Annotated in this window: 1 protein-coding gene and 1 pseudogene; both read left to right on the top strand. The window is 36.5% G+C overall.

Translation table 11 applies throughout. The features are described 5' to 3' along the window. Nucleotides 1–106: 106 nt before the first annotated feature. Nucleotides 107–259, top strand: a pseudogene (locus tag FEK46_RS23880) (IS3 family transposase); the annotation flags it as partial. Nucleotides 260–584: 325 nt separating this feature from the next. After that, nucleotides 585–1,217 carry a response regulator transcription factor gene (locus tag FEK46_RS23335; RefSeq protein WP_130209557.1) on the top strand — a complete coding sequence of 211 codons (633 nt, stop codon included), beginning with the start codon at nucleotides 585–587 and terminating at the stop codon, nucleotides 1,215–1,217. The last annotated feature ends 93 nt before the right edge of the window (nucleotides 1,218–1,310 follow it).

The raw sequence follows: 1,310 nt of genomic DNA, 5'->3' as shown, positions 1-1,310 counted from the left end.
GAGATAGCGGGTCAAGATCAATCTGAAGGTAAAGTGTGCCAGGCAATCATCATCAACCTGAGGCCACATACGATTACTACCGGTACGCATCATCTCGTACGACGGGAAGACGTCCTGTAATACCCTGTAAATAGCGCTGTAGAGACGTGAGAGGCCTCAAAACGTCACAGTACACTGATGTGGTAGCCAATACGGTTCAACTGACTATCAGGCGCTGCTGAAGCAGCATAATCTGTACAGACGAATGAGCAAGAAAGGTTACTGGATGATAAAACTGTGTGAAGAAAAGTCACAATTGGAAGGTATTAAACAACAAATAAACATCATAAAAAATAACTCAATAGCATTGAACGAATAACAACAACAAAAATTGAGATCATATATTTATAAAAATAAAAACAGAGCTTATTACATTAAGCATATAGTTAGTCATTAATAAATTATCAGAAAAATATAAAAGTAGTTATGAACTATAAATCATATTTCCATCATGACTATATAACTAGTCCTATTTACAATCAATAGGGTTAATCACCTAAAATTTATAAGGTGATCCAGGGATTTGCCGGAAAAGGAAGAAGACAATGAAGAAAATTAGTGTGGTGGTAGCTGATAAATATCCACTGATGTTAAAGGGAATAGTAACATTCTTATCAAAGTATCCATCTATTTATGAAGTATCATCTACCTTCACTGATGCTCTGAGTGCAGCTGAGTATTGTTCACAATATCAGCCAGATGTATTGATTCTTGGTGAGTTCTCTGACGGTCTGGGGGGCATTGAACTTATACGCTGGATACACTCTATGAGAATAAAATCAAAATTAATATCATATATGGAAAAAAAACCATATATAGATGCAAACAAATTCATTGATGCCGGTGCTATGGGGGTTGTCTGGAAGACCAGTCCTCCTGAAAATTTAAACCACGCGATTGAAAATATTTATAATAATACTCATTATTTCGATGATGGTTTGCTTCAGACATCGCCCGTCACAAGAAAACCCGTCCCTTGTAATTTTCTGACTATGCGTGAAAGACAAATTCTGCAACTTATTGCAGATGGGCAAACAAATAAACATATCGCAAAAATTTTGGACGTCAGTAATAAAACTGTTGAAACACACCGCTTAAATCTGATGAAAAAAATGGATGTTCATAGTGGAATTGAACTTCTAAAAGTAGGTCTGAGAATGGGTGTATGTACCATATAGTGTATAAGGGAAAGGTATAGCGCCTGGTAGTTAGTATAAATTTCGCTCGTTTCGGGTGTTTTTAGCTCTATAGTGGAGTGACCACATTCCGGT

Origin of the sequence: Escherichia sp. E4736 (assembly GCF_005781225.1) — a bacterium.
In the GTDB taxonomy this organism is placed as follows: domain Bacteria; phylum Pseudomonadota; class Gammaproteobacteria; order Enterobacterales; family Enterobacteriaceae; genus Escherichia.
This window is presented reverse-complemented; position numbering and strand designations above follow the sequence as displayed.